General features: G+C 54.8%; 19 protein-coding genes. 15 read left to right on the forward strand and 4 right to left on the reverse strand.

Going from position 1 to position 20181, the window contains the following annotated elements:
• Positions 1 to 336 precede the first annotated feature (336 nt).
• The 7 genes from astC (at position 337) to ves (ending at position 8038) form a co-directional block, all read left to right on the forward strand.
• Entirely contained in the window at positions 337 to 1557 is a 1221-nt protein-coding gene (astC, locus tag B3511_RS07930; RefSeq protein WP_286778097.1) for a succinylornithine/acetylornithine transaminase, read from the forward strand.
• A complete protein-coding gene (gene astA, locus B3511_RS07935; RefSeq protein ID WP_286778098.1) occupies positions 1554 to 2588 on the forward strand; it encodes an arginine N-succinyltransferase in 1035 nt (344 codons plus the stop codon). Before astC ends, astA begins: the two co-directional genes overlap by 4 nt.
• Positions 2585 to 4072, forward strand: a complete 1488-nt coding sequence (astD, locus tag B3511_RS07940; RefSeq protein WP_286778099.1) for a succinylglutamate-semialdehyde dehydrogenase — start codon at positions 2585 to 2587, stop codon at positions 4070 to 4072. Before astA ends, astD begins: the two co-directional genes overlap by 4 nt.
• Positions 4059 to 5384 (forward strand): N-succinylarginine dihydrolase, encoded by a 1326-nt coding sequence (gene astB / locus B3511_RS07945; RefSeq protein ID WP_286778100.1) that lies wholly within the window; start codon positions 4059 to 4061, stop codon positions 5382 to 5384. The genes astD and astB overlap by 14 nt, the downstream gene beginning before the upstream one ends.
• A gap of 10 nt (positions 5385 to 5394) precedes the next feature.
• A complete protein-coding gene (astE, locus tag B3511_RS07950; RefSeq protein ID WP_286778101.1) occupies positions 5395 to 6360 on the forward strand; it encodes a succinylglutamate desuccinylase in 966 nt (321 codons plus the stop codon).
• A gap of 338 nt (positions 6361 to 6698) precedes the next feature.
• Positions 6699 to 7187, forward strand: a complete 489-nt coding sequence (gene spy / locus B3511_RS07955) for an ATP-independent periplasmic protein-refolding chaperone Spy (protein ID WP_040076032.1) — start codon at positions 6699 to 6701, stop codon at positions 7185 to 7187.
• A 293-nt stretch (positions 7188 to 7480) separates the two neighbouring features.
• Complete coding sequence (gene ves / locus B3511_RS07960) at positions 7481 to 8038, forward strand: environmental stress-induced protein Ves (protein WP_040076031.1); 558 nt, start codon at positions 7481 to 7483, stop codon at positions 8036 to 8038.
• Here the strand turns inward: ves and cho are convergent.
• Both cho and nadE read right to left on the reverse strand, forming a co-directional pair.
• Complete coding sequence (cho, locus tag B3511_RS07965) at positions 8016 to 8894, reverse strand: excinuclease Cho (protein ID WP_207293573.1); 879 nt, start codon at positions 8892 to 8894, stop codon at positions 8016 to 8018. The genes ves and cho overlap by 23 nt on opposite strands.
• A gap of 85 nt (positions 8895 to 8979) precedes the next feature.
• On the reverse strand, positions 8980 to 9807 hold the full coding sequence (nadE, locus tag B3511_RS07970; RefSeq protein WP_263616928.1) for an ammonia-dependent NAD(+) synthetase: 828 nt from the start codon (positions 9805 to 9807) through the stop codon (positions 8980 to 8982).
• 231 nt (positions 9808 to 10038) lie between these two features.
• Between nadE and osmE the strand changes: the two genes are divergently transcribed.
• The 7 genes from osmE to chbG all read left to right on the forward strand — a co-directional run bounded on the left by osmE (position 10039) and on the right by chbG (position 15877).
• Positions 10039 to 10383 (forward strand): osmotically-inducible lipoprotein OsmE, encoded by a 345-nt coding sequence (gene osmE / locus B3511_RS07975; protein WP_040076027.1) that lies wholly within the window; start codon positions 10039 to 10041, stop codon positions 10381 to 10383.
• Positions 10384 to 10652: 269 nt separating this feature from the next.
• The gene (gene chbB, locus B3511_RS07980; protein WP_040076026.1) at positions 10653 to 10970 is read left to right on the forward strand and encodes a PTS N,N'-diacetylchitobiose transporter subunit IIB; all 318 of its coding nucleotides are present in this window, start codon (positions 10653 to 10655) and stop codon (positions 10968 to 10970) included.
• Between the two features lie 81 nt (positions 10971 to 11051).
• Positions 11052 to 12410, forward strand: coding sequence for a PTS N,N'-diacetylchitobiose transporter subunit IIC (gene chbC, locus B3511_RS07985; RefSeq protein ID WP_040076024.1), 1359 nt, complete (start codon positions 11052 to 11054; stop codon positions 12408 to 12410).
• Between the two features lie 44 nt (positions 12411 to 12454).
• Positions 12455 to 12802: a PTS N,N'-diacetylchitobiose transporter subunit IIA gene (gene chbA / locus B3511_RS07990; RefSeq protein ID WP_040076023.1), complete on the forward strand. Its 348-nt coding sequence runs from the start codon at positions 12455 to 12457 to the stop codon at positions 12800 to 12802.
• A gap of 2 nt (positions 12803 to 12804) precedes the next feature.
• Entirely contained in the window at positions 12805 to 13647 is an 843-nt protein-coding gene (gene chbR, locus B3511_RS07995; RefSeq protein ID WP_072039513.1) for a transcriptional regulator ChbR, read from the forward strand.
• Positions 13648 to 13751: 104 nt separating this feature from the next.
• A complete protein-coding gene (locus B3511_RS08000; protein ID WP_286778103.1) occupies positions 13752 to 15107 on the forward strand; it encodes a 6-phospho-beta-glucosidase in 1356 nt (451 codons plus the stop codon).
• Between the two features lie 11 nt (positions 15108 to 15118).
• Positions 15119 to 15877 carry a chitin disaccharide deacetylase gene (gene chbG, locus B3511_RS08005; RefSeq protein WP_286778104.1) on the forward strand — a complete coding sequence of 253 codons (759 nt, stop codon included), beginning with the start codon at positions 15119 to 15121 and terminating at the stop codon, positions 15875 to 15877.
• 37 nt (positions 15878 to 15914) lie between these two features.
• Here the strand turns inward: chbG and katE are convergent, their stop codons facing one another.
• Positions 15915 to 18173, reverse strand: coding sequence for a catalase HPII (gene katE, locus B3511_RS08010; protein WP_212477929.1), 2259 nt, complete (start codon positions 18171 to 18173; stop codon positions 15915 to 15917).
• A gap of 199 nt (positions 18174 to 18372) precedes the next feature.
• On the opposite strand from katE, the gene cedA reads away from it, so the two are divergent.
• Positions 18373 to 18627 carry a cell division activator CedA gene (gene cedA / locus B3511_RS08015; RefSeq protein ID WP_072039512.1) on the forward strand — a complete coding sequence of 85 codons (255 nt, stop codon included), beginning with the start codon at positions 18373 to 18375 and terminating at the stop codon, positions 18625 to 18627.
• Positions 18628 to 18674: 47 nt separating this feature from the next.
• Here the strand turns inward: cedA and B3511_RS08020 are convergent, their stop codons facing one another.
• Complete coding sequence (locus B3511_RS08020) at positions 18675 to 20066, reverse strand: L-cystine transporter (protein ID WP_040076018.1); 1392 nt, start codon at positions 20064 to 20066, stop codon at positions 18675 to 18677.
• Between the last annotated feature and the right edge of the window lie 115 nt (positions 20067 to 20181).

Below are 20181 nucleotides of genomic sequence, written 5' to 3' on the forward strand. Positions count from 1 at the left end.
TGGTGCAACTTTTGCACTTTTTAGGCGCAGCTTGCCCGATAAAAGCGCGTAAAGAGTTAAGTAATTTCGCGAGGGATCACAATTCCAGAATTATATTTGGTAAATGAATAATATTACTATTTTTCATCCGGCAAACCCGCGCTTGTTGCAAAAATATTCACTATTTATGCAAAAATAATGAATAACGCCTCGACGTAACTTGTTGATTTTACGTTTACACCTCCCTTTTATGCACTTTTATCGCTAGCTGGCACGAACAGTGCAATCTACATTTAGAGCGCAAACACTCAAATATTTAACATCTAAATAACCTTTTATTTACCGGATGAGGTCGCTATGTCTCTGTCAATTACGCGTGAAAATTTCGATGAATGGATGATGCCGGTTTATGCGCCGGCGGCTTTTATTCCGGTGCGGGGAGAGGGTTCACGGCTGTGGGATCAGCAGGGTAAAGAGTATATCGACTTTGCCGGCGGGATTGCGGTTAACGCGCTGGGCCATGCGCACCCGGCATTGCGTCAGACCCTGAACGAGCAGGCGGCCAGGTTTTGGCATACGGGAAATGGCTACACCAACGAGCCGGCGTTGCGTCTGGCGAAGAAGTTGATCGACGCCACCTTCGCGGAGAAAGTGTTCTTCTGTAACTCGGGCGCCGAAGCCAACGAGGCGGCGCTGAAGCTGGCGCGCAAATATGCCCACGACCACTTTGGCAGCCAGAAAAGCGGGATCGTCGCGTTCAAAAACGCGTTCCATGGCCGCACGCTATTTACCGTCAGTGCCGGCGGGCAGCCCTCTTATTCTCAGGATTTTGCACCGCTGCCGCCGGACATTCGCCACGGCGTCTATAACGATCTGAACTCAGCCCGCGATCTGATCGACGACATGACCTGCGCGGTGATCGTTGAGCCGATGCAGGGGGAGGGGGGCGTGTTACCGGCAGACAAAGCGTTCCTGCAGGGGTTACGCGAACTCTGCGAGCGTCACAACGCGGTGCTGATTTTCGATGAAGTCCAGACCGGCGTCGGCCGTACCGGTGAGTTGTATGCCTATATGCACTACGGTGTAACGCCAGATGTACTCTCTACCGCCAAGGCGCTCGGCGGCGGCTTCCCGATTGGGGCGATGCTGACCACCAATAAATTCGCCAGCGTCATGGGCGTGGGGACGCATGGCACAACCTATGGCGGTAACCCACTGGCTACAGCGGTGGCCGGGCAGGTGCTGGATATTATCAATACGCCAGAGGTGCTGAATGGCGTGAAACAGCGTCATGACTGGTTTGTTGAGCGTCTCACGGCCATCAACAATCAGACCGGCCTCTTTAAGGAGATTCGTGGCCTTGGCTTGCTGATTGGCTGTGTGCTAACCGAGGAGTACGCCGGAAAAGCGAAATTGATTTCACAGGAAGCGGCGAAAGCAGGGGTCATGGTGTTAATTGCCGGGGCCAACGTGGTGCGTTTTGCCCCCGCGCTGATTGTGAGCACCGAAGAGGCGCAAACCGGGTTAGACCGGTTTGCGCAGGCCTGTGAACGTGTGAAGTCCGGGGTGTCATCATGATGGTTATCCGTCCCGTTGAACGTGAGGATCTCCCTGCGCTCATGCAGCTTGCCGGTAAAACAGGCGGTGGGTTGACCTCGTTGCCTGCCGATGAACAGACGCTGTTGGCGCGTATCGAGCGTGCCATTCAAACCTGGCAAGGGACGGTGCCGAAAGGTGAACAGGGCTATGTCTTTGTGCTGGAAGAGTGCGAAACCGGCACCGTGGCAGGGATCTGCGCCATTGAAGTGGCGGTGGGGCTCAACGATCCCTGGTACAACTACCGCGTAGGCACACTGGTTCACGCCTCGAAAGAGCTGAACGTCTATAACGCGCTGCCGACGCTATTTCTCAGTAACGATCACACCGGCAGCAGTGAACTTTGTACCTTGTTTCTCGATCCCGCCTGGCGCAAGGAGGGCAATGGCTACCTGCTCTCTAAATCGCGTTTTATGTTCATGGCGGCCTTCCGCGATCGCTTCAATGACAAAGTGGTGGCTGAGATGCGCGGCGTGATCGACGAAACGGGTTTCTCTCCGTTCTGGAAAAGCCTCGGCGAGCGCTTCTTTTCCATGGAATTCAGCCGCGCTGACTACCTGTGCGGCACCGGGCAAAAAGCCTTTATCGCTGAGCTGATGCCCAAACACCCGATCTATACCCACTTCCTTAGCGAAGAGGCGCAGTCGGTGATTGGCGAAGTGCATCCGCAAACCGCGCCGGCTCGTGCGGTGCTGGAAAAAGAGGGATTCCGCTACTGTAACTATGTGGACATTTTCGACGGCGGGCCAACGCTGGAGTGCGATATCGATCGGGTGCGCGCGATTCGTAAAAGTCGGCTGGTGGAGGTGGCAGAAGGCCAGCCTGCACCGGGCGAGTGGCCAGCCTGTCTGGTCGCCAACGAACAGTATGACCATTTTCGCGCCACGCTGATTCGCGTGGATCCCGACTGCGAACGTCTGGTGCTCACCGCCGCGCAACTGGATGCCCTGAAATGCCACGCAGGCGACCGTATCCGCATGGTGCGTCTGTGTCCTGAGGAGAAAACAGCATGACTTTATGGATTAACGGCGACTGGGTCACCGGCGCGGGAGAAAAACGCACGAAAACCAATCCGGTTGGACAAGAGACCCTCTGGCAGGGCAACGACGCCAGCCCGGATCAGGTTGAGCAGGCCTGCCGTGCCGCCCGGGCGGCCTTCCCGGCATGGGCCAGGTTGCCCTTTACCGCGCGCCAGAGCATTGCGGAAAAATTCGCCGGACTACTGGAAGCCAATAAAACTGAACTGACGAGCATCATTGCTCGCGAAACCGGGAAACCGCGCTGGGAAGCAGCGACCGAAATCACGGCGATGATCAATAAAGTGGCCATCTCGGTGAAGGCCTACCATACCCGTACTGGCGAGCAACGCACCGAGATGGTAGACGGCGCGGCAACCCTGCGCCATCGTCCTCATGGGGTGCTGGCGGTGTTCGGCCCCTATAACTTCCCCGGCCACCTGCCGAACGGACACATCGTTCCGGCGCTGTTGGCGGGTAATACCCTGATCTTCAAACCCAGTGAACTGACCCCCTGGACGGGCGAAGCGGTGGTTAAGCTGTGGGAGCAAGCCGGTTTGCCGCCGGGCGTGTTGAATCTGGTGCAGGGGGGACGGGAAACGGGCCAGGCGCTGAGCGGCCTTCGCGACGTGGATGGCTTGCTGTTTACGGGCAGCGCCGGCACCGGGTATCAGCTGCACCGTCAGCTGGCAGGACAGCCGGAAAAAATTCTCGCGCTGGAGATGGGCGGCAATAACCCCCTGATCGTTGATGAGCCCGCCGATATTGATGCCGCCGTCCACCTTACCATTCAGTCCGCCTTTATTACGGCGGGCCAGCGCTGTACCTGCGCGCGTCGCCTGCTGGTAAAACGCGGTGCGCAGGGGGATGCGTTTCTGGCGCGCCTGGTAGAGGTATCGTCAGCGCTGATACCCGGCGAGTGGGATGCTCTGGATCAACCGTTTATCGGCGGCCTAATCTCTGAGCAGGCAGCTATACAGGTGTATAACGCCTGGCGCGAGCATGTTGCGAAGGGCGGGACCTCGTTACTGGATCCGCGACGGGTAAAAGCGGGTACCTCTTTATTGACGCCAGCTATCGTCGAGATGAGCGGCGTGCAGAGCGTGGCGGATGAAGAGGTCTTTGGCCCCCTGCTGTGCGTCTGGCGTTATGACACCTTCGATGAAGCCATCGCCATGGCTAATGCCACCCGCTATGGCCTGTCGAGCGGGTTAATCTCCCCGGATAGAGAAAAGTTTGACCAGCTGTTGCTGGAAGCGCGGGCCGGGATCGTCAACTGGAACAAACCCCTTACCGGTGCCGCCAGTACCGCGCCATTTGGCGGCGTGGGTGCCTCTGGCAACCATCGTGCCAGCGCCTGGTACGCCGCAGATTACTGCTCGTGGCCGATGGCGAGCCTGGAAACGGAAACCATCGCGCTGCCAGAGCAGCTCAATCCGGGCCTCGATTTTACACAGGGGAAGCGCCATGAAAGCGCGTGAAGTCAATTTTGACGGCCTGGTCGGGCTGACCCACCACTATGCCGGGCTCTCTTTTGGGAATGAAGCCTCAACCAAACACCGTTTCCAGATCTCAAATCCTCGTCTGGCGGCGAAACAGGGGTTGCTCAAAATGAAAGCCCTGGCTGACGCCGGGTTTCCGCAGGGGGTGATCCCTCCTCATGAGCGGCCAAACGTGGCCGTTTTACGCCAGCTTGGTTTCAGCGGGACTGACGAGCAGGTCGTAGAGAAAGCCGGCACTTTGTATCCGGATCTGCTCTCCGCCGCCAGTTCAGCGTCGGCGATGTGGGTGGCTAATGCCGCCACCGTGGCGCCCTCTGCCGATACGCTCGACGGCAAAGTGCATCTCACCGTGGCTAACCTCAATAACAAATTCCACCGCGCCACCGAAGCGCGAACCACTGAACAGCTGCTGCGATCGATTTTCCGCGACAGAACGCACTTTAGCGTTCATGAGGCCCTGCCGCAGGTGGCGATGTTTGGAGACGAAGGTGCAGCCAACCATAACCGACTGGGAGGGGAGTATGGCGAACCGGGTGTTCAGCTCTTCGTCTATGGCCGCGATGAATCCGGGCATGCCACTCCGTCACGCTATCCCGCCCGTCAGACCCTGGCGGCGAGCCAGGCGGTGGCCCGGCTGAATCAGGTCAATCCGGGTCAGCTGATTTTCGCCCAGCAAAATCCCGAGGTGATTGACCACGGGGTATTCCATAACGATGTGATTGCCGTCTCCAACCGTCAGGTACTGTTTTGCCACGAGCAGGCGTTTGTGGACCAGCAGGCGCTGTTCGGGATCCTTCGCAGCCGCGTGCCGGGCTTTACCCCGCTGGAGGTGCCCACAAAGGCGGTCTCGGTCGCGGATGCCGTAGCCACCTATCTCTTTAACAGCCAGCTTCTGAGTAAAGACGACGGCAGCATGATGCTGGTGCTACCGCAGGAGTCGCAACTTCATGCTGGCGTTTGGCATTACCTGAATACCTTGCTGGAAGGGGACAACCCCATCAGCGAATTGCGCGTATTTGACCTTCGCGAAAGCATGGCGAACGGCGGCGGCCCGGCATGCCTGCGGTTGCGGGTCGTCCTCACGCCAGAGCAACAGCAGGCGGTCAACCCGGCGGTGATGATGAATGAGACGTTGTTCAACACACTTAATGACTGGGTGGATCGCTACTATCGCGATCGCTTAACCCAGGCCGATCTGGTTGATCCGCAATTGTTGCGTGAAGGGCGCGAGGCGCTGGATGCCTTAACCCGAATTTTACAGCTCGGTTCGGTCTATCCGTTCCAGCAATAAAGGAGGCGAGATGGAAAACCTGTTGGCCCTGACGCTGGCCGCGGAGTCACCGGCCCAGCATGCGGGCACCGGCCCTTCGTTTCACTGGCGCTGGCTGGCGCCAGGCGTGGTGGAATTGACCCCTGAGACACAGAGCACGCGTTCGCTGGTGCTTTCGTCAGGGATCCATGGCAATGAGACGGCACCGGTTGAAATCGTCGATGCCTTACTGAGCGCCCTGTTCCGCGGCGAAATGATGCTGAGCTGTCGTCTGCTGGTGATCTTCGGCCATCCGCTGGCGCTGGTGGCGAATAAGCGCTATCTGGAGTGGGATATCAACCGCATGTTTGGTGGACGCTGGACGCAGTTTCCGCCTGGGGAAGATGCCGCCCGGGCCCAGGTGCTGGAACAGTGTGTAGCTGAATTCTTTGCCGATGCAGGGGATGATCGCTGGCATCTGGATCTGCATACCGCGATCCGCGCCTCTTACCACGTGCGCTTTGGGGTGTTGCCCCAGCGGGACGCCCCCTGGGATGAGGCATTTCTGGGGTGGCTGGGGGATGCAGGGCTGGAGGCGCTGGTGTTCCATCAGACTCCGGGCGGAACCTTTACCCATTTCAGCTGTGAACGCTTTGGTGCGCTGGCCTGTACTTTGGAGCTCGGGAAAGCCCTGCCTTTTGGGCATAACGATCTTCGCCTGTTTGCTGTCACTCAGCAGGCCCTGCAGGCACTATTAAGCGGAAAAACGCCGACCCGGCAGTCAGGCGAAGTGGAGCGCTATCGGGTGGTGCAACAAATCACCCGCCGCAGCGACGCCTTTCGCCTGCATATGGCGGCACATACGCTGAACTTTACCCCGTTTCGTCGGGGCGTGCTGCTGGCGGAAGATGGTGAGGAGCGCTACGAGGTGCAAAAGTCGACCGAGTATGTGCTCTTTCCAAACCCCTCGGTTGCCTTTGGGCTGCGCGCAGGATTAATGCTGGAAAAAATAAACTGATAACGGCTGCCCCGAAAGGGGCGGTCATTCATCGTTGCGTTTATTTTGATTGATCTTTAATGCGCCAGATTTTTTATACGGATTATTCCTGGATAATTGCTTTATTATTAAACGTCATGCCGCTATACTTCTCCATAATTCCTTTAAAATCATTCATATGATTATTGTTGTTTCATCTCTCCACGGTTTATCCTTATTTCCTTCACAATTGAACAAATATTGTTTTTTACACTTTCACAGTTTTACTGTTGCTCTGATTTATTGACGATAAACCCCGTAAAGTTTATCTCGTCAACACGGCATAGCGCCGAAGAATAACTGAAAGAAAGGACAAGATTATGCGTAAATTAACTGCACTGTTTGTTGCTTCTACCCTGGCTCTGGGCGCTACCAGCATGGCGTTCGCAGCGGATACCGCCACAACGACCGCGGCGCCGACTGAAGGCAAAATGATGCACCATAAAGGCAAGCCGGGCATGCATCACGATATGATGTTTAAAGACCTGAATCTGACCGACGCGCAGAAACAGCAGGTGCGCGACATCATGAAAAGCCAGCGCGACCAGATGAAGCGTCCACCTCTGGAAGAGCGTCGCGCAATGCACGACATCATCGCCAGCGACTCCTTCGATAAAGCGAAAGCAGAAGCGCAGATCGATAAAATGGCCGAGCAGCACAAAGCCCGTATGCTGGCGCACATGGAAACCCAGAATAAGATCTACAACATTCTGACGCCTGAACAGAAAAAACAGTTCAATGCCAATTTTGAGAAGCGTCTGACAGAACGTCGCGCACCAGAAGGTAAAATGCCAGCACCTGCCGAATAATCGGCCCCTCCTTAAGACCGCCGGAGTCCTGTTCACAAAAGCGAATTCGCTGTGGACAGGTCCGGCGGTTTTTTTCTTTACCGCCCTCTTGTAAGCCGCCAGAAGCGCGGTATTCTCCTGTAACGGCTTGAATGTACTTACACTTATGGCCAGAAATTTTTCCTGACCAGCCTAAAATCTGTAAGCACGCTTGCCGATACTACGTCTGTAGTAAACCAACTAACGATAACAATCAATTCAGCGACCGTGGTAAACGGCCGCTCTGGTGCGTGTTGCGCCATTCAGGAGTGGTGATGGAGTTTTTCGATATCCGTAAAATGCCGGTCAATCTTTGGCGTAATGGCGCCGGAGAGACGCGAGAAATTTGTTGTTTGCCTCCGGCAACCCGTGACTTTACCTGGCGGGCCAGTATCGCGTCCATTGCCGGTAATGGTGAGTTCTCTCTCTTTCCGGGCGTTGACCGGGTCATTACGCTACTAGAAGGGGGGGAGGTCGCTCTCGATGGGGGCCATGCGTTTAACCACAGGCTACGTCGCCATCAACCCTTCAGCTTTGCAGGTGATACGCCGGTAAAAGCGAAGCTCACTGAAGGGCAGATGTCGATGGATTTCAATATCATGACCCGACGTGACCGCTGTCGGGCCAAAGTGCGGGTGGCCGATCGCACCTTTACGACCTTTGCCTCGCGCGGGGGCGTAGTCTTTGTCATCAGCGGCGCATGGCAGATGGGCGACAAGCTTCTGACCGCCGATCAGGGGGCATGGTGGCAGGAAGGCCGACATACCCTGCGTTTACTGAAGGACGAAGGCAAGCTGCTGTTTAGCGAAATTATTTGGCTACCCGGTCATTAAGGGGGGTGATCTCATAACTGCCGGAGAGCAACGGTTTACAGAGGATCTTATACCCATCCTGATCGAACCCCGCAGGCGTGCGGAGCAACTCCGGCGCCTCGTCCAGCGAATTCACTGCGCCCAGCCAGAGCCAGTTGTGGATGATATGATAATGGGTCATCCCCTCTCGCGACTCTTTAAGTGCAATGGCACTGTCCCACGGCCAGCAGGTGACGCCAATGTTTTCCAGCCCCGTCAGCAGCCGTTGCTGATGATCCTCCACGCTCTCTTTGCCGCAGCAGGCACCCGCGCAGCGTTTTAGCGCTGAGCGAAAGCAGGCGCGCCCGCGGGTTAAGGACTCCAGCCCCAACAGGCCGTAACAGAGCTTCTCCGTATCGGCGAGGCTTTGCAGAGTTTGTAACGCCGCACGGCGGTTAGCAAAGAGGCCGTAGAGATTGGGCGTATGGGAGAAATCGACCTCGCGGGCATACACCACCTGCGGTTTCCCCTCGCTAATATGCAGCGAGCAGAGCTGCCGGTTGCGGCGCAGCCGTTTGTTAAAGAGCGGCTGCTGCTCTTTAATCAGGCGCGCTTCCAGCAGCAGCGCACCAAGCTCACCGGCGGTCTGCGTCCAGCTAATGCGCCGGGACTGACGTAACATCGCGGCCTCTTCCGGGGTACGCAGATGCGACAGGACCCGGCTGCGAATATTGACGCTTTTACCTATGTACAGCGGCATGGCATCGCTCTCGCCATGGAAAAAGTAAACGCCGGGCTGCTTGGGTAACGCTTCAAGCCATGGGCGCAAATGTTCGGGGTATTCATAGATGGCAGCCGCTTCAAATTCGAGACGCGGTGCGGATTGACGCCTGCTCACAACTTACTCCTGATACTGTTCAGGTATACAGTGTAGCAGCCTGTTGCTGGTTAAAAAAGAGGCGGCTTACGCCGCCTGCAGGAATTTATCGTTTCCAGAAGTCGTCAAATGGCGTGATAGGTGGGCGACGTTTATGCTCCGTCTTCACATACCAGCCTTCGATAATGCGCGCAGTTCCTTCGTCGAGAACCTTGCCTTCCAGATAATCATCAATATTCTCATAGGTTACGCCCAGCGCGGCTTCGTCCGGCAGGGAAGGGCGATCGTCTTCCAGATCGGCGGTTGGGGCTTTTTTGTACAGATGCTCCGGACAGCCCAGTGCGGCCAGCAGCTGTTTACCCTGGCGCTTGTTAAGACGGAACAGCGGGTTGATGTCCGTGCCGCCATCACCGTATTTGGTGAAGAAACCGGTCAGCGCTTCTGCGGCGTGGTCGGTCCCAACGACGATCCCTTTGGTCATACCGGCAATGCTGTACTGCGCTTTCATTCGCTCGCGGGCCTTTTCGTTACCGCGAACAAAATCGCTTAGCTCAATACCAGCATCGCGCAGCGCTTTTTCACTGGCCAGCACCGATTCTTTAATATTGACGGTCAATACCCGATCCGGCTGAATAAAGTTGAGTGCATCCTGGCAATCCTGCTCATCGAATTGCACGCCATAGGGCAGGCGTACCGCGATAAACTGCAGCGTGGCGTCGCCGGTTTCATCACGCAATTCCGTGATGGCCTGCTGACTCAGTTTACCCGCCAGCGTGGAGTCCTGACCGCCGCTGATGCCCAGCACCAGGGTCTTAATGAAGGGGTAGGTTTTCAGATAGGTTTTCAGAAAATCGACGCTACGACGGATTTCATCCTCCGCGTTGATCGTCGGTTTGACCCCGAGCGCTTGAATAATCTCTTGTTGCAGAGCCATTTAGCCCCTCCGTTTCGTGAATTCGCTTAATGAATGATTCGTTAAAATTACCCCGTCAGGCGTAAAACGACAAGGATCCCTGTTATCACTGTGGCAAAAGCACGCGATTTTGCTGCTAATCGCTGTTTTATTAGAATTTTCCTAAAAAGCCGCGCTGGGCTGTCCGGGGTTGAAAAAAGTAATTTTATATTCCAGGCTTATCTAACACGCTGATAAACAAGAGGACGGAATATGAACAAGAATATCGCAGGAATGTTGGGTGCAGCGGCGGTACTGACTATGCTGGCAGGCTGTACGGCGTATGACCGTACAACGGACCAGTTCACACAGCCTGTTGTTAAAGACGTTAAGAAAGGGATGAGCCGTGCGCAGGTTGCGCAGGTAGCCGGCAAACCTTCTTCAGAAGTTTCAATGATTCATGCACGCGGTACCTGCCAGACATACATCCTGGGTCAACGTAATGGTAAAGCAGAAACTTACTTTGTTGCCCTGGACGATACCGGTCACGTGATCAATTCGGGCTACCAGACCTGTGCGGAATACGATACTGACCCGCAGGCACCTAAAGCCCAGTAAGGCACTCTCCTTAGCTCTGATACAAACCGGCCACTGCGCCGGTTTTTTTACATCCCACCGACGCTTAATTCTCCACGCGAATTATTTGCCTGAAATGTGAAGGTAATCATTACGCCAGGTCAATGAGAGACAATTATAAACCTCTTAGGATTATTACCGGCATAGCGGTTGCCGTATACTCATGCCATACCGAAACGTCAACGATACACCGAGGAAAGTGGAGGCTGGCGTTGTCACCCATCGGGTAGCCATATAAGAGGGAAGTTGGGATGGAAAAGAAACACATCTATCTGTTTTGTTCTGCGGGCATGTCAACGTCACTGTTAGTGTCAAAAATGCGTGCGCAGGCGGAGAAGTACGAAGTACCGGTCATCATCGAAGCATTTCCGGAGACCCTGGCAGGCGAGAAGGGCGTTAACGCCGATGTCGTTCTGCTCGGCCCGCAAATTGCTTATATGCTGCCAGAAATCCAGCGTTTATTACCCAATAAGCCGGTAGAAGTGATCGACTCTGCGCTGTACGGCAAAGTTGATGGTTTAGGTGTACTTAAAGCTGCCGTTGCAGCGATTAAAAAAGCTGCAAATTAAAATTTTATTTTTTCCCGTCAAAGAGCAATTTCACACTCACTTACGCCGCAATTTTATTGCGGCATTTAAGGGTATTTTTCTATGAGTAGAGTCATTGGTGCACTTGAAAAGGTACTCCTTCCTTTTGCAGTTAAAATAGGAAAGCAACCCCATGTCAACGCCATCAAAAACGGTTTTATTAAATTAATGCCGTTAACGCTGGCCGGTGCCATGTTCGTTTTAATTAATAACGTTTTTCTAAGTTTTGGCGATGGCTCATTTTTCTACTCATTAGGTGTTCGGTTAGACCCCTCAACCATTGAAACGTTAAATGGTTTCAAAGCCATCGGCGGCAATGTATATAACGGTACGCTGGGTATTATGTCGCTGATGGCCCCTTTTTTTATTGGGATGGCGCTGGCTGAAGAACGTAAAGTGGACTCGCTGGCGGCGGGGCTGTTATCTGTTGCTGCCTTTATGACCGTCACGCCCTATAGCGTTGGCGAAGCCTATGCGGTAGGCGCGAACTGGCTGGGTGGCGCCAATATTATCTCCGGTATCGTCATCGGGCTGGTAGTTGCGGAACTCTTTACCTTTATTATTCGTCGTAATTGGGTCATTAGATTACCCGATAGCGTGCCGGCATCGGTGTCACGCTCCTTCTCAGCGCTGATCCCGGGCTTCATCATTCTTTCTATAATGGGCACCCTTGCCTGGGCGTTGTCGCACTGGGGGACGAACTTCCACCAGATCATCATGGATACTATCTCCACGCCGCTGGCATCGATGGGCGGTGTAGTCGGCTGGGCTTACGTTATTTTCACCTCGTTGCTGTGGTTCTTTGGCGTGCATGGCTCGCTGGCGCTGGCGGCACTCGACAGCGGCATCATGACCCCGTGGGCGCTGGAAAACGTGGCGCTGTATCAGCAGTATGGCTCCGTGGATGCGGCACTGGCAGCCGGGAAAACCTTCCATGTATGGGCGAAACCGATGCTCGACTCCTACATCTTCCTGGGGGGCACCGGTGCTACGCTTGGCCTGATCATCGCGGTCTTTATCACTTCACGCCGCGCTGACCATCGTCAGGTGGCGAAACTGGCGCTGCCATCCGGGATCTTCCAGATTAACGAGCCGATTCTGTTTGGTCTGCCGATCATTATGAACCCGGTGATGTTTATACCTTTTATCCTTGTTCAGCCGCTGCTGGCGGCCATCACTCTGACCGCCTACTACTTAGGCATTATCCCACCGGTGACCAACATCGCGCCGTGGACGATGCCCGCTGGTCTGGGTGCGTTCTTCAACACCAACGGCAGCGTAGCGGCCTTCCTGTTGGCGATGTTTAACCTTGGGGTGGCAACCCTGCTTTATATGCCGTTCGTGGCCATTGCCAACAAAGCGCAGACCACCATTGATGAAGAAGAGAGCGAAGAAGAGATCGCCCTCGCACTGAAATTCTGATGTCGACTGGCGCGAGGTAACTCGCGCCTGTAAAGGAGAAGAGCATGTTTGATTTGGATAACGTCGTGGCAGAAGAGGCCGTTGAAAACGATCTGGAAGAGGTGGTGATGGGCCTCATTATCAACTCAGGGCAAGCGCGCAGCCTGGCTTATGCCGCGCTGAAGCAGGCTAAGCAGGGCGATTTTGCCGCTGCGCGTGCGATGATGGACCAGTCCCGCCTGGCGCTGAATGAAGCGCATTTGGTACAAACTAAACTGATTGAAGGCGATCAGGGTGAAGGTAAAATGAAAGTGAGCCTGGTGCTGGTACATGCCCAGGATCATCTGATGACCTCAATGCTTGCCCGCGAGCTGGTCACCGAACTCATCGATCTTCACGAAAAAATTCAGTAAGTATGGACAGGCAGGAGGTCAGCGCGATGGAGATCAAAACCGCACGTGAGCAGCAACTGTTCAATGGCAAAAATTTTCACGTGTTCATCTACAACAAGGTTGAGAGCATCAGTGGTTTGCATCAGCATGACTACTATGAATTCACCATTGTGCTGACTGGCCGTTACTATCAGGAGATCAACGGCAAGCGGGTACTACTGGAGCGCGGTGATTTTGTTTTTATCCCGATGGGCTCACATCACCAGAGCTTCTACGATTTTGGCGCCACGCGTATTCTCAACGTGGGGATCAGCAAGCGCTTTTTCGAAACGCATTACCTGCCGCTTCTGCCGTTCTGCTTTGTCGCCTCGCAGATTTATCACATCAAAGCAGAGTTCCTGACCTGGATCGAAACGGTGATTGCATCGCTGAATTTTCGCGACAGTGAATTTGATGAGTTTATCGAAACCGTCACCTTTTACGTCATCAACCGCCTGCGCCACCATCGCGAAGAGCAGCAGGTGGCGGATGATATTCCCCAGTGGCTGCGTACCACCGTTGAGGTGATGCACGATAAACTCAAGTTTGGCGAAAACGCGCTGGAAAATATGGTGCAACTCTCCGGTAAATCACAAGAATATCTCACCCGTGCGACTCAGCGCTATTATCGTAAGACGCCGGTGCAGATTATTAATGAAATTCGCATTAATTTCGCCAAGAAGCAGCTGGAAATAACCAACTACTCAGTGACGGATATTGCTTATGAGTCGGGTTATAGCAGTCCCAGTCTGTTTATAAAGACGTTTAAAAAATTCACCTCATTTACACCTAATAGCTATCGCAAAAACCTGACGGTAATCAATTAAACGCCGGCGGATCTGCCGCCGGGAATATCGATTTCAAAAACTTGCCCATAACTGGTGGGAAGGGAGCGCTATACTTAACGGGCGGCTCTCCCAGGGAGAATAATATGCAGAAGAAATTAAAAGTAGTTACGATCGGCGGCGGCAGCAGTTATACCCCGGAATTACTTGAAGGCTTTATTAAGCGTTACCACGAACTGCCGGTCAGTGAATTATGGCTAGTCGATGTGGAAGAGGGGCAGGAGAAGCTGAATATTATTTTCGACCTCTGCCAGCGGATGGTGAAAAAAGCTGGCGTACCTATGACGGTGCATAAAACGCTGGATCGCCGTGAGGCACTGAAAGACGCCGATTTCGTCACCACCCAACTACGCGTAGGCCAACTCAAAGCGCGTGAGCTGGACGAGCGTCTGCCGCTGAGTTACGGCTACCTCGGACAAGAGACCAACGGTGCGGGCGGTCTGTTTAAGGGGCTGCGCACTATTCCGGTGGTCTTCGACATCATCAAAGATGTGCAGGCGATCTGCCCGAACGCGTGGGTGATTAACTTTACCAATCCGGCTGGCATGGTCACCGAGGCGGTCTATCGTCATACCGATTTCAAACGCTTTATTGGTGTCTGTAATATTCCCATCGGTATGAAGATGTTCATACGCGACGTGCTGGCGCTTAAGGAGAGCGATGCGCTCTCTATCGACCTCTTTGGTCTGAACCATATGGTCTTTATCCGCGATGTGCTGGTAAACGGGCAGTCGCGCTTTGCCGAACTGCTGGACGGCGTAGCCAGCGGCAATCTTAAGGCTGCCTCGGTGAAAAATATCTTCGACCTGCCGTTCAGCGAAGGGCTGATTCGCTCCCTGAATCTGCTGCCTTGCTCGTATCTGCTCTACTACTTCAAGCAGAAAGAGATGCTGGCCATCGAAATGGGCGAGTACTACAAAGGCGGGGCACGTGCGCAGGTGGTGCAGAAGGTCGAAAAACAGTTGTTCGAGCTGTATAAAGATCCGCAACTGAACATTAAGCCGAAAGAGCTGGAGCAGCGCGGCGGCGCCTATTACTCCGACGCGGCCTGCGAAGTGATCAACGCTATCTATAACGATAAGCAGGCCGAACATTACGTGAACATTCCGCATCATGGTCACGTTGAAAATATTCCGGCTGACTGGGCGGTAGAAATGACCTGCATCCTGGGGCGTGACGGCGCAAAACCGCACCCACGTATCACCCGCTTCGACGATAAAGTGATGGGGCTTATTCACACCATCAAGGGCTTTGAGGTGGCGGCAAGCCAGGCGGCGCTAAGTGGCGAGTTCAACGATGTGCTACTGGCGATGAACCTCAGCCCGCTGGTGCACTCGGATCGCGATGCTGAAAAACTGGCACGTGATATGATTCTGGCCCATGAAAAATGGCTGCCAAATTTTGCAGCAACCATCGATAAGCTCAAGAGCGAACAGCATTAAGAGGGCGTGCAATGGAAAATCTGCTGATCGTCAACGCCGATGATTTTGGTCTGTCGAAAGGGCAGAACTACGGCATCGTGGAAGCCTGCCGGCATGGCGTGGTGACCTCTACCACCGCCATGATGAATGCTGAGGCAATTGAGCACGCCGTTGCCCTGAGTCGTGACCTGCCTGCTTTGGGCGTCGGGATGCACTTCGTCCTGACGTTAGGCAGGCCCCTGACCGCAATGCCTGGCCTGGCGCGCGAAGGGGAGCTTGGAAAATGGATCTGGGAAATGGCTGAGCAGGGCGGCCTGCCGCTTGAGGAGATTGCCAAAGAGCTGGAGTGTCAGTTCAACCGCTTTGTCGATCTCTTCGGTCGTTCGCCGACGCATATCGACAGCCACCACCATGTGCACATGATCCCGGCGATTTTCCCGCTGGTGGCTGAATTTGCTCGCCGTAAAGGGGTGGCGATGCGGGTGGATCGTCAGGAGGCCGCCTTTAAAGCGACGTTGCCGGCGTTGCCGCCGATTACCGACGGCTTCAGCAGCGCGTTCTATGGCGATGCCATCGACGAGGCGCTGTTCTTGCAAACGCTTGATGATTCGGCGCAGAAGGGGGAGCGAAGTCTGGAGGTGATGGCGCATCCGGCCCTGATCGACAATACTCTGCGTAACAGCGCCTATTGCTGGCCGCGACTGGATGAGCTGGAGGTATTGACCTCGGCGTCACTGAAAACTGCGATTGCCGAGCGCGGATATCGACTGGGAACCTTTAACGACCTGTAAAAAAACAAAGCCGGGTGGCATCACCACCCGGCTCTTTTTATGCCGGAATAGCGGCTATCTTGTTGCTACGTGACCAGACACGGTGCGCGGCCAGCAGATTCAAAAGCTGATCGGTGAAGGCGCTATCTGCGCTGTCACCTTCCACAATGCCCTCTTCACCCTGATCCGCAACCTTAAGCAGCGCTTTAAACTGTCGCGCATCGCCCGCCAGCGCGATAGGTTTAAGATGCTTATAGGCCTCCAGCAGGTAATATTGCGCATCGCCATTATTCAACAAGCTTTGAATATCACCACATGGCACCACCACGGCATCTACCGTCAAGGAAGGCGCACCGGCAAAGGTCGCGGCTATCGGCAGGGTAGAGCCGTCGTCAGCCGTCACTTCACCCATGCGGGCGTAGAGCAGCTTTGCATGAACCCCCCGGGACTTGAGGGCCTGTAACACCGCCAGTAGATCCGACGAACGGGTTTTATCATTCAGCAGTACGCCAACCACACGACCTTTAATATCGCCGCCCGGCACCGCATAAAGGCTGAGGCTGGGATCCTTTTTCAGGTTGTTGACGTCCTTCGGCGGCGCAATGTTGCGCTGTGCTTCAGTGAGGGTAATCCCCAGATTTTCAGCGACCCCCTGGGCAAGCGTGATATCAATGTGGGCCAGCTGATCCACGACCCGCTCCCGGATATAGGCGCGAACCACCTTGCTCAGCTCGAAACTGAAGGCACCAATAATATGCTGCTGCTCTACCGGCGTTTGACTCTGCCAGAAGAGGCGAGGGTGGGCATAATATTCGCCAAAGGAGGGGCTGCGCTCACGCACTTTATGACCCTCAACGCGTTCCTGATACGACTCAAAGCCGCCGCGTTTTGGGCCTGGAGGGGTTTCGCGCGGCCAGTTATCGTTAATCGAGTTCGGTTCATAGTTGGCCGGGTTGGTATCGATATCCTGACGGTGCATGCCATCGCGCTGGAAGTTGTGGTACGGGCAGGTCGGGCGATTAATCGGGATCTCGTGGAAGTTAGGTCCGCCCAGGCGGCTGATCTGCGTATCAGTATAGGAGAACAGACGCCCCTGCAACAGCGGATCGTTAGTGAAGTCCAGCCCCGGTACGATGTGGCCTGGATGGAAAGCAGCCTGTTCGTTTTCGGCGAAGAAGTTATCCGGGTTGCGGTTGAGGACCATTTTGCCGACGCGTTGCACCGGCACCAGCTCTTCAGGAATCAGCTTGGTAGGATCCAGCAGGTCAAAATCATATTTGAATTCATCTTCTTCCGGGATGAGCTGGAAGCCCAGTTCATACTCCGGATAATCGCCCGCTTCGATGGCTTCCCACAATTCACGGCGATGGAAATCCGGATCGCGCCCCGTCAGTTTTTGCGCCTCATCCCAGACCAGAGAAGCTTTACCCGCTACGGGCTTCCAGTGGAAACGAACAAACGTGGCTTTACCTTCGGCGTTAATCAGCCGGAAGGTGTGGATGCCAAAACCTTCCATGGTGCGATAGCTACGCGGGATACCGCGATCGGACATCGCCCACATCACGTTGTGCAGGGTTTCCGGCTGCAGGGAAACATAATCCCAGAAGGTGTCATGGGCGCTCTGTCCCTGGGGAATGGCCCAGTGTGGCTCGGGTTTAACGGCATGGACGAAGTCGGGAAACTTATGCGCGTCCTGAATAAAGAAGATCGGCGTGTTGTTGCCCACCAGGTCAAAGATACCCTCGTCGGTATAAAATTTGGTGGCGAACCCGCGGATATCACGCACCGTATCGGCGGAGCCTGCACCGCCCTGTACCGTTGAAAATCGTACGAATACCGGGGTGATCTTATCGGGGTCAGAGAGAAAATCCGCTTTGGTCAGGTCGCTCAGGCTCTTATAGGGCTGGAAATAACCGTGTGCTGCCGAGCCGCGCGCATGCACGATACGCTCCGGAATGCGCTCGTGGTCGAAATGGGTGATCTTCTCGCGCAGGATAAAATCTTCCAGCAGCGTGGGGCCGCGGCTACCGGCGCGCAGGGAGTTTTGATCGTCGGCGATACGTACGCCCTGATTGGTCGTTAGCGGAAAGTTCTCGCCATTTTTACGCTGGCACTCCAGCGCGTTGAGCTTTTCGTTACCCGTGTGCGGTGCCTTCAGGCTACCTGGCGCAGTGGGTTGTTCTCCTGGTGCGGTTGGGGCAGCCGTGGGCCGGTGAGAGCCGTCCTCCGGCGCCAGCGAGTCCAGTCCGGGTTTTGCTTCGTTTTCGTTGTGAACTGGAGATTGATGGGGTTTATGGGGATTATCATTCTGCGACATTACTCTCGTCTCCTGTTTTCATTGCTGAAAAGCCTTTTTTATTGGCATCAAAACCTATTAACTATAGAACAAGAGGCGTAATAATCCCGGTTAGAGCGTGATATCTCGCTGTTCAAGTGGGAGTAAAAGGCACGCAAGGCACGACGCAGGAGGGGCAATCAGCTATGATAGGATTTTACTGATTCTTGAATTTGCTTTAGTGAACCAGTCGCTTATGAAACCACTTCGCCAACAAAACCGTCCTGTCATTAGCTACGTACCCCGCGTGGAACCCGCCCCGCCTGACCATGCCACTAAAATGGAGGGGTTTCGTGATGTCTGGCTATTGCGCGGCAAATATGTGGCGTTTGTGCTGATGGGGGAGCATTTTCGCCGTTCCCCACCGTTTACCGTGCCAGAGTCGGCCCAGCGCTGGGCGACACAGGTACGTCAGGAAAACGAGTTAAAAGAGTAGCCATAAAAAAAACCGCCCGAAGGCGGTTTTTTTTATGCTGTTAGCGATTAACGGTGCGCCAGTTCGGCGTTGTCGTCGCTCTCCAGAATCTCTTTATCGGTCTGTTTCAGCCACTGGCTGGTCAGTGTACCGGCAGTCATAGAACCACTCACGTTCAGGGCGGTACGGCCCATGTCGATCAGGGGCTCTACAGAGATGAGCAGGGCAACCAGCGTGACCGGCAGGCCCAGTGCAGGCAGAACAATCAGTGCGGCGAAGGTCGCACCGCCACCCACGCCGGCTACGCCTGCGGAGCTGATGGTGACGATACCTACCAGCGTTGCAATCCAGACGGGATCCAGCGGGTTAATCCCGACGGTTGGAGCCACCATCACTGCCAGCATCGCCGGATAAAGGCCCGCACAGCCATTCTGACCAATGGTGGCACCAAAGGAGGCAGAGAAGCTGGCGATAGATTCCGGTACGCCCAGACGACGGGTCTGCGCTTCAACGTTCAGCGGAATAGAGGCCGCGCTGGAGCGGCTGGTGAACGCGAAGGTCAGAACCGGCCAGACTTTGCGGAAATATTTCAGCGGGCTCACGCCGTTCACGCCCAGCAGGATCCCGTGAACCACAAACATAATGCCCAGGCCCAGATACGAGGCGACAACGAAGCTACCCAGCTTAATGATGTCTGCCATATTTGAACCGGCAACCACTTTGGTCATCAAAGCCAGGACGCCGTATGGCGTCAACTGCATCACCAGACGGACCAGCTTCATTACCCAGCTCTGCAGGGTATCGATAGCGGTGATAACACGCTGACCTTTCGGCGCATCTTCTTTCAACAGCTTGAGTGCGGCCACGCCCAGGAACGCCGCGAAGATCACCACGCTGATGATCGACGTCGGGCTCGCACCCGTCAGATCGGCAAACGGATTTTTAGGCACGAAAGAGAGCAGCATTTGCGGCACGGTCAGGTCGGCCACTTTGCCCGCGTAGTTTGTTTCGATCGCCGTCAGACGTGCGGTTTCGGCCGTACCCTGTACCAGACCTTCGGCAGTCAGGCCGAAGAGGTTGGTTACCAGCACACCCACCAGCGCGGCAATCAGCGTGGTAAACAGCAGCGTACCGATGGTCAGGAAGCTGATTTTACCCAACTGAGAGGCGTTATGCAGACGCGCAACCGCGCTCAGAATAGAGGCAAAGACCAGCGGCATTACGATCATTTGCAGCAGTTGAACGTAGCCGTTACCGACAATGTTAAACCACTGGATGGAGTCTTTCAGAACCGGGTTGGCGGCACCGTAAATAGCCTGCAACGCCAGGCCAAATACCACACCCATTACCAGACCTACCAGCACCTTTTTGGCCAGGCTCCACTGACGATGACGCGTTTGCGCCAACAGCAATAGCAAGACTACGAACACCACGATGTTCGCGATTAATGGAAAGTTCATCCCCGTTCTCCTGATTTATTATCAGATCGGACGTCAGCCCGATCCTGTTGGCGCAAGGGTAGCAGATGTGAACCAGGTCTCTTATATCCAAATGGAATGGATTATGCCAAACCGA

The sequence above is a fragment of the Leclercia sp. UBA1284 genome (genome assembly GCF_002308415.1).
Taxonomy (GTDB): domain Bacteria; phylum Pseudomonadota; class Gammaproteobacteria; order Enterobacterales; family Enterobacteriaceae; genus Enterobacter; species Enterobacter pneumoniae.

What these genes read in the sequence shown, in the direction of transcription:
- chbB (WP_040076026.1), top strand. Translation starts at nt 10,653, where the DNA reads ATGGAAAAGAAACACATCTATCTGTTTTGTTCTGCGGGCATGTCAACG.
- spy (WP_040076032.1), top strand. Translation starts at nt 6,699, where the DNA reads ATGCGTAAATTAACTGCACTGTTTGTTGCTTCTACCCTGGCTCTGGGC.
- ves (WP_040076031.1), top strand. Translation starts at nt 7,481, where the DNA reads ATGGAGTTTTTCGATATCCGTAAAATGCCGGTCAATCTTTGGCGTAAT.
- osmE (WP_040076027.1), top strand. Translation starts at nt 10,039, where the DNA reads ATGAACAAGAATATCGCAGGAATGTTGGGTGCAGCGGCGGTACTGACT.
- astC (WP_286778097.1), top strand. Translation starts at nt 337, where the DNA reads ATGTCTCTGTCAATTACGCGTGAAAATTTCGATGAATGGATGATGCCG.
- chbC (WP_040076024.1), top strand. Translation starts at nt 11,052, where the DNA reads ATGAGTAGAGTCATTGGTGCACTTGAAAAGGTACTCCTTCCTTTTGCA.
- B3511_RS08000 (WP_286778103.1), top strand. Translation starts at nt 13,752, where the DNA reads ATGCAGAAGAAATTAAAAGTAGTTACGATCGGCGGCGGCAGCAGTTAT.
- astA (WP_286778098.1), top strand. Translation starts at nt 1,554, where the DNA reads ATGATGGTTATCCGTCCCGTTGAACGTGAGGATCTCCCTGCGCTCATG.
- chbR (WP_072039513.1), top strand. Translation starts at nt 12,805, where the DNA reads ATGGACAGGCAGGAGGTCAGCGCGATGGAGATCAAAACCGCACGTGAG.
- astB (WP_286778100.1), top strand. Translation starts at nt 4,059, where the DNA reads ATGAAAGCGCGTGAAGTCAATTTTGACGGCCTGGTCGGGCTGACCCAC.
- nadE (WP_263616928.1), bottom strand. Translation starts at nt 9,807, where the DNA reads ATGGCTCTGCAACAAGAGATTATTCAAGCGCTCGGGGTCAAACCGACG.
- chbG (WP_286778104.1), top strand. Translation starts at nt 15,119, where the DNA reads ATGGAAAATCTGCTGATCGTCAACGCCGATGATTTTGGTCTGTCGAAA.
- astD (WP_286778099.1), top strand. Translation starts at nt 2,585, where the DNA reads ATGACTTTATGGATTAACGGCGACTGGGTCACCGGCGCGGGAGAAAAA.
- B3511_RS08020 (WP_040076018.1), bottom strand. Translation starts at nt 20,066, where the DNA reads ATGAACTTTCCATTAATCGCGAACATCGTGGTGTTCGTAGTCTTGCTA.
- chbA (WP_040076023.1), top strand. Translation starts at nt 12,455, where the DNA reads ATGTTTGATTTGGATAACGTCGTGGCAGAAGAGGCCGTTGAAAACGAT.
- astE (WP_286778101.1), top strand. Translation starts at nt 5,395, where the DNA reads ATGGAAAACCTGTTGGCCCTGACGCTGGCCGCGGAGTCACCGGCCCAG.
- katE (WP_212477929.1), bottom strand. Translation starts at nt 18,173, where the DNA reads ATGTCGCAGAATGATAATCCCCATAAACCCCATCAATCTCCAGTTCAC.